Below are 5,732 nucleotides of genomic sequence, written 5' to 3' on the forward strand. Positions count from 1 at the left end.
CAGGGAAATAAAATTAAGGAAATATTCATCCTTACACAAACTATTTTACGGTCTCAAAAACAAGGAGATAGTATTTCTCCCTGGTTTCTCCAGCATATTCTTAAATTAAATGATTTTCTTTATACCAACTAATAAAATTGGCCAAAAAATAAGCAGAGACCTCTAAAATCTCTGCCTATTAGCCACAAATTTTTCATAGCCAAAAATAATTATACTTAATTACCAGCTGGTGTTACGTTTACCGTTACTGTCTTTATATCCGACCATGGACCAACTATATTACTGTTGAGGCCACGGACACGTATCTCATATGTCTTACCTTTTTCGAAATAGCAAATACTATTTTTATCAGAGCTGGATGTAATTTCATCACCATTACTTGATGATGATAAGAAACTTTGCCATTCACTCTGACCTTTTAAGCGATATTGAACTTCATAACTACTAATATTTTTATTAACCGGCCATTTAATATCGATGTATGGTTCATCACTACCATTATCATCATAATAGCTGATATCAACTGGGATTTTATCTGGCACATTCTTATTATCCGTTACAGCATGATAATCGATCGTCTTTGCATCAGAAAGTTCACCATTAATATCAAATCCGTTCGCACGATTGATAGGTAAAACAGCGACTTGATATGTCTTACCATTAACAAGGCTCTTAGATGGAATTACCGTGCTTAATGATTCACTTGCTTTAATTCTTGGCACAGCAGCAGGAATATAGCCACTGCCACTATTTATATAGATGACATATTCAGTCGCACCTTCAGACTTAGTAAAATCAACTTGCAATCCGTCTTTTACTGGTGTCAACTTTGTAACTTCATTTTTGACTGGTACTTGGTCAGTATTTTCACCTGTTATTTTGAAATTAAATAAACCACGAGTTTGAATGTTTAATTTGTACTCACCTTTTGCGACATACCAAGTTATCTTTTTATTATCTTGTCTACCATTGAACATTGAAGATGGCAGGTAATAACTAAAGCCATTCTTACTTTGCATAGTAATGATTGTTCTATGACCATTGTAATAAACCGGCATCGAGTTCATGCCCATAGTTAATTTTTGTGACTTATCAACTTTTAATGTGTAACTATGATACGTGCTATTTTTATAGCTACTAAACATGTCAGAAAATCCCTTTACCTCTTGTCCTAATGAAATTTCAGGACTATAAGTATAGCTGTTTGTAGTGCGGTAAATTGGATAATCATCTAACTGTTTTCTAAGTTTAGTCAATTTAGTATAACTAATTCTAATTTTTCTTGATCCCGGATTCTTAGCAACTACTTTGTAATTTCCGGATCTAAGATAATACTCTTTAGTATTTTTCTTATCGGTTGAATAAGGAATGGCCTCCCAATCAATACTATTGTAGATTCTGATCTTGGCATTTGTATTAACTGTTACTCTACCAGCTTCTTTTAAATGAAGCTTATAAGTGTTGCCTTTGCGTACATAACTTGTGCCTTGAGTCGGAATTTGGATCGTAGCAGCTTGAACAGTAGAAGAATTTGTATTTAAAAATAGTACAAATGCTCCTGCCAATGAAGTTGCAATCAGATATTTATTAATTTTCATAATTGTTGTCCTTTCATAAGCTATTATAATGCTTTATTGATTTTATACCCTAACTAAAAATATCCCACTTATATTCCTTGCTTACATCTTCGAGCAGACTCAGGCCAGCAATACTATTACCAACATCATCAAGCGGTGGACTAAAAATACCAATCCCAGCTTTATTAGGCACAGAAGAAACGAGCCCGCCTCCAACACCACTCTTAGTAGGAATACCAATTTTAGCAGAATATATTCCTGACGCATTATATAACCCCGTTGTCATCATCAAGGACTTATAAAAGTTGCAGCAGTACTTGAAACAATTCGCTTATTATCCCAAGGTTTAATTCCATCATTGGCTAAAACAGCACCAAAATTAGCTAAGCTACGTGCCGTTACCATCATTGAACATTGTTTGAAGTAAGTAGTTAAACTGTCTTCAACATCGACTTTCAAAATTTCCTTAGCTTTCATGTAATAAGCTAAAGATTGATTCATATCGCCTGTCTTTTGTTCAGACTTAAAGATCTCTTCATTCAATTTGATTTGGGGATCATTACAAATTTCTTTAGTAAAATTAGAGTCAAAGCTAAATCCTGTTTGTCTTGCACCGACAACTGTGTTAACAAAATCTAAACCCAAAGTTTCAATTGAATAAAGTAATGTAATGACTTTGGAGATGCTTTCAATTGCAAAGTAAGTTTCACTATCACCAGCTACTGAAATTTTTCCATCGTTCAAATTATAAATTGCTATTCCAAGTTGTTCTGGTTCTACTTCCGCCAATGCTGGAATGTACGTTGCAACATGACCATTCACTACTTGTGGTAAATTTTTAGTTACTAAGTTTGCTAAATCAGTCATACTCTGCATCCCCTTTCATTCTTATTTTACAAAAAAGACAGATTCTCCATAAGAATCTGCCTCACGTTCAATATTTAATCTTCAAACTTGTCTAAATTTTAATTCCATGACATTATTTCTCTAAATAAAGTTCGCGTAATTTATCTTCTAATTCAGAAGTCACATTTAAAACATCCCTCACATAGGTTTCAAAATCTCCATACTCTTTCTCAATAGTCAAAAGAATTGTGTCAAAAAGTGAATCCGACGCTGAACTTAAAACCCGCATATTAGCTCTAAAGGTTAAACCTTTACCAGCTTCTTGGAATTCCTTATCCCTAGCTGCGCGATATTCAGTCAAAATTTCATTTGATGCCAGATAATCCTGTCGTATTACTTCTAAGTCAACGCCTAAAATATATAAAACAAATAAGGCAACAAAGCCTGTCCGATCTTTTCCTTCAGTACAGTGAAAAATAACTGCTCCTTTTTCAGTTTCAGACAATATTTTCAATACTTGACGAACAGTTTCTTGATCATGTGCTGCAATAACATGATCTCTATAATGATCACACATCATTTTAAATGCAGCATGTGGATTTTCATTATATGACTTTGCTTCTTGTTTTAAGTTATTTTCTCCCCCTAATGTTCCTTCTTCACTGGAAAGAGGCAGAGAAATATTTTGAATGCCATCAATTTGAGGATCAGGATGAGAAATGCTTTCTGATTTTGAACGTAGGTCAATAATTTTAACAACACCGTAATCCTTTAGAAGTTGCCTGTCTTTTAGCGACATTTTACTAAGATCGCCTGTTCTAAGCAGACGATGCATCTGTATTTTACGATTATTAAGACCAGTTAATCCACCTAGTTCACGCGGATTAATGGCTGTTGTGATTGGTAATAGATTTGAGTACATATTGTTCCTCCGCTATTTGCTATGCTTTAAAACTGCCAGCCAAATTAGATAACAGATTAAAATGATTAATCCAAATACTCCCCAGATAATTAAAGTAATATTTCTCATTTCAGGTGTTTGTACTACACCTGCTCCGTCAACTTTTCTAACGCAAAGAAATATACTAATCACTATAAATAAGATCAATACAATACTGCCACTAATTTTCCATACTTTCATTTATTTTCCCTTTATAACTTTTTCAACAGCCGGTGCAACCAGACTCTCTTCCAATTTCATATCAACTGGCTTATAGCCCATATCGATACATTCATCCCAATATTCAAGATGTTTCTTATCAATATAGCTTTCTGATTCTTCGACGGCATTTCCGCCTTCTCCTTGAACCGAATACCAGTAAAAATATGTATATCCATCTGGATTTTCTTCTTTAAAAACGCTCTCCACGTACATCTTTTCACCAGCCATTGTCGCTACAGTATCATCGTGATGTTCATTTAGAAAGTCCATCCACTCTTGCGCTTTAGCTTCTTTTCTTTTTCTAATTCTAAAACGAGTAAGTTCTACTTTAGTCATCAGTAATTATCTTCTTTCCATTCATATATTTTCGTTTTGCATTAATCGCTATTTTCTCAACAATATCTTCACCTAGATCGCTTCCAAGCATTTCAGAGATTTCTAATAGAAAAATGGCTACATCTGCTAATTCTTCATTGATATTTTCTTGGTCTTCTTTTAGCCAAGCTTGAAACAGTTCATTCACTTCGCCATACAACAAAAGAAGTTCATACTTAATATCAGTCGTATTAAAATTATGCTTTTTCTTGTTCTCAATAACTGCTTTTTGTAATTTTTCCGTATCTATAATCATAGTTTATTTGTTCACTTCAATTCCATCGTACCTTGAGAAAAGCCAAAATGTTTATTATAAGACTCAATTTTCAGATATTCTTATTTACATTAATGAAAATTTTATTTATTATTAATGTACCATAATTTTATGGCTTTTCAATAAGTAAATGGAGATGAGCATATGAAAAAGAAAATCAAATACACTCTTGCACTTGTTGCATCTATTGGCTGCGGTGTTTTATTAAGTTTTGCATCATATTTACAAATTCATGATCATATCTACAAAGGTCTTTTTTGGAATGGTTTATTAATCATTTTCTTACTTTTTAGTTCATCAATATATCTAAAAAAATTAATAAAAGGTTCTGATAATAATCAAACTGAAACCATTAATCCAGAAATACTTAGTATAGAACAAAATGCCAAAATCAAAACTATGACCATTATAGAAAGTATCACTTTTTGGTGTGGCATGATTTTAATGGTTTATGCTTCCAGTCAACTAAAGGAAGATCCACAATTTTCATATGTTCTATTTGCAATTGCTGGCACTTTAACTTTAATTTGGCTATTAAGCTCTGTGATTGAGATTTTTTATATCCTCAAATATGGTAAACAATTAGATGAAACAGAAAGTTAATAAATGCTAAATTTAAAAGACTTTAATTCACAATACCTAAACGATATTTGGAAAGATGGCTTTACAGCAGAAAAGCCGGAGTGGACTAAGTGGAATGCACCATATTTTAACGACTATACTGCTTACCGGTCCTTTTCTAGTTTCAAGCAAAGCTCGATCACTGAATATTTGTTAAGTCACTCCTGTAAGGCTATTACTATAAATGGTCAAGCAATAGGGATGGTTTCAAAAAACTGGATTGATAAAATAAATCTTTGGCTTGAAGTTGGAATAGTTATTTATAATCCAAATTATTGGCATAGTGGCTTTGGAACTAAAGCTTTAGAAAAATGGATTACTGATATATTTTCTGAATATCCTGATTTAGAACACATTGGTTTAACAACCTGGAGCGGCAATGTAAGAATGATGCATTTAGCTGAAAAAATTGGACTAAAAAAAGAAGCTCAAATTCGCAAAGTTCGCTATTTCCAAGGCTCTTATTATGACAGTGTAAAATATGGCATTTTAAGATCTGAATGGAAAAAATGCAAAAACAAATAAGGATGATATCTTGACAATTTACTGCCAGTTATCATCCTTATTTCAATTTGTATCAAATATTAAAAGCCAGTCCTATCAAAGCAAATAAAACAACTGCCCAAACAAATCCTGCAATCCATCCTAAAATCCACGCTAACCACATTTTTATCTTTTTGCTCAACAATATTGCAATTAAAACAAACATTGCACTTTCAGAGACAATCACTGAATAAGTAACCCAAGATTTCAAATTGAAAATAGGTAAAAGAAAACTAATTACTGTGGAAATAATAACCAAAAGAATTGGTACTTTTATTGAGAAACTGTCAAATCTTTTGTGTAAATAGATCTTTCTCGTAAATTGATTTTTTAA

General features: G+C 32.7%; 8 protein-coding genes and 1 pseudogene. 2 read left to right on the forward strand and 7 right to left on the reverse strand.

Annotation, left to right across the window (positions count from 1 at the left end; all coding sequences use genetic code 11):
- Positions 1 to 215 precede the first annotated feature (215 nt).
- The 6 genes and pseudogenes from CP366_RS10065 to CP366_RS10090 form a co-directional block, all read right to left on the reverse strand.
- Complete coding sequence (locus CP366_RS10065) at positions 216 to 1,598, reverse strand: fibronectin type III domain-containing protein (RefSeq protein ID WP_065990790.1); 1,383 nt, start codon at positions 1,596 to 1,598, stop codon at positions 216 to 218.
- Positions 1,599 to 1,647: 49 nt separating this feature from the next.
- Positions 1,648 to 2,444: pseudogene (locus CP366_RS10070) on the reverse strand (glutaminase).
- Between the two features lie 112 nt (positions 2,445 to 2,556).
- On the reverse strand, positions 2,557 to 3,345 hold the full coding sequence (locus CP366_RS10075) for a tyrosine-protein phosphatase (RefSeq protein WP_061204678.1): 789 nt from the start codon (positions 3,343 to 3,345) through the stop codon (positions 2,557 to 2,559).
- Positions 3,346 to 3,357: 12 nt separating this feature from the next.
- Positions 3,358 to 3,564 (reverse strand): DUF3923 family protein, encoded by a 207-nt coding sequence (locus CP366_RS10080; protein ID WP_061204677.1) that lies wholly within the window; start codon positions 3,562 to 3,564, stop codon positions 3,358 to 3,360.
- The gene (locus tag CP366_RS10085) at positions 3,565 to 3,921 is read right to left on the reverse strand and encodes a DUF6176 family protein (RefSeq protein ID WP_089147730.1); all 357 of its coding nucleotides are present in this window, start codon (positions 3,919 to 3,921) and stop codon (positions 3,565 to 3,567) included.
- Positions 3,914 to 4,216, reverse strand: a complete 303-nt coding sequence (locus tag CP366_RS10090; RefSeq protein WP_098043586.1) for a MazG-like family protein — start codon at positions 4,214 to 4,216, stop codon at positions 3,914 to 3,916. Before CP366_RS10090 ends, CP366_RS10085 begins: the two co-directional genes overlap by 8 nt.
- A 162-nt stretch (positions 4,217 to 4,378) precedes the next feature.
- Between CP366_RS10090 and CP366_RS10095 the strand changes: the two genes are divergently transcribed.
- Both CP366_RS10095 and CP366_RS10100 read left to right on the forward strand, forming a co-directional pair.
- Positions 4,379 to 4,837, forward strand: coding sequence for a hypothetical protein (locus CP366_RS10095; protein ID WP_061204674.1), 459 nt, complete (start codon positions 4,379 to 4,381; stop codon positions 4,835 to 4,837).
- A 3-nt stretch (positions 4,838 to 4,840) separates the two neighbouring features.
- Positions 4,841 to 5,380 carry a GNAT family N-acetyltransferase gene (locus CP366_RS10100; RefSeq protein WP_089147731.1) on the forward strand — a complete coding sequence of 180 codons (540 nt, stop codon included), beginning with the start codon at positions 4,841 to 4,843 and terminating at the stop codon, positions 5,378 to 5,380.
- A gap of 52 nt (positions 5,381 to 5,432) precedes the next feature.
- Here the strand turns inward: CP366_RS10100 and CP366_RS10105 are convergent, their stop codons facing one another.
- Positions 5,433 to 5,708 (reverse strand): hypothetical protein, encoded by a 276-nt coding sequence (locus tag CP366_RS10105; protein WP_233197988.1) that lies wholly within the window; start codon positions 5,706 to 5,708, stop codon positions 5,433 to 5,435.
- Positions 5,709 to 5,732 lie beyond the last annotated feature (24 nt).

The sequence above is a fragment of the Lactobacillus sp. UMNPBX15 genome, assembly GCF_002553785.1.
Classification (GTDB): Bacteria; Bacillota; Bacilli; order Lactobacillales; family Lactobacillaceae; genus Lactobacillus; species Lactobacillus crispatus.

What these genes read in the sequence shown, in the direction of transcription:
- CP366_RS10065 (WP_065990790.1), bottom strand. Translation starts at nt 1,598, where the DNA reads ATGAAAATTAATAAATATCTGATTGCAACTTCATTGGCAGGAGCATTT.
- CP366_RS10095 (WP_061204674.1), top strand. Translation starts at nt 4,379, where the DNA reads ATGAAAAAGAAAATCAAATACACTCTTGCACTTGTTGCATCTATTGGC.
- CP366_RS10100 (WP_089147731.1), top strand. Translation starts at nt 4,841, where the DNA reads ATGCTAAATTTAAAAGACTTTAATTCACAATACCTAAACGATATTTGG.
- CP366_RS10090 (WP_098043586.1), bottom strand. Translation starts at nt 4,216, where the DNA reads ATGATTATAGATACGGAAAAATTACAAAAAGCAGTTATTGAGAACAAG.
- CP366_RS10075 (WP_061204678.1), bottom strand. Translation starts at nt 3,345, where the DNA reads ATGTACTCAAATCTATTACCAATCACAACAGCCATTAATCCGCGTGAA.
- CP366_RS10085 (WP_089147730.1), bottom strand. Translation starts at nt 3,921, where the DNA reads ATGACTAAAGTAGAACTTACTCGTTTTAGAATTAGAAAAAGAAAAGAA.
- CP366_RS10080 (WP_061204677.1), bottom strand. Translation starts at nt 3,564, where the DNA reads ATGAAAGTATGGAAAATTAGTGGCAGTATTGTATTGATCTTATTTATA.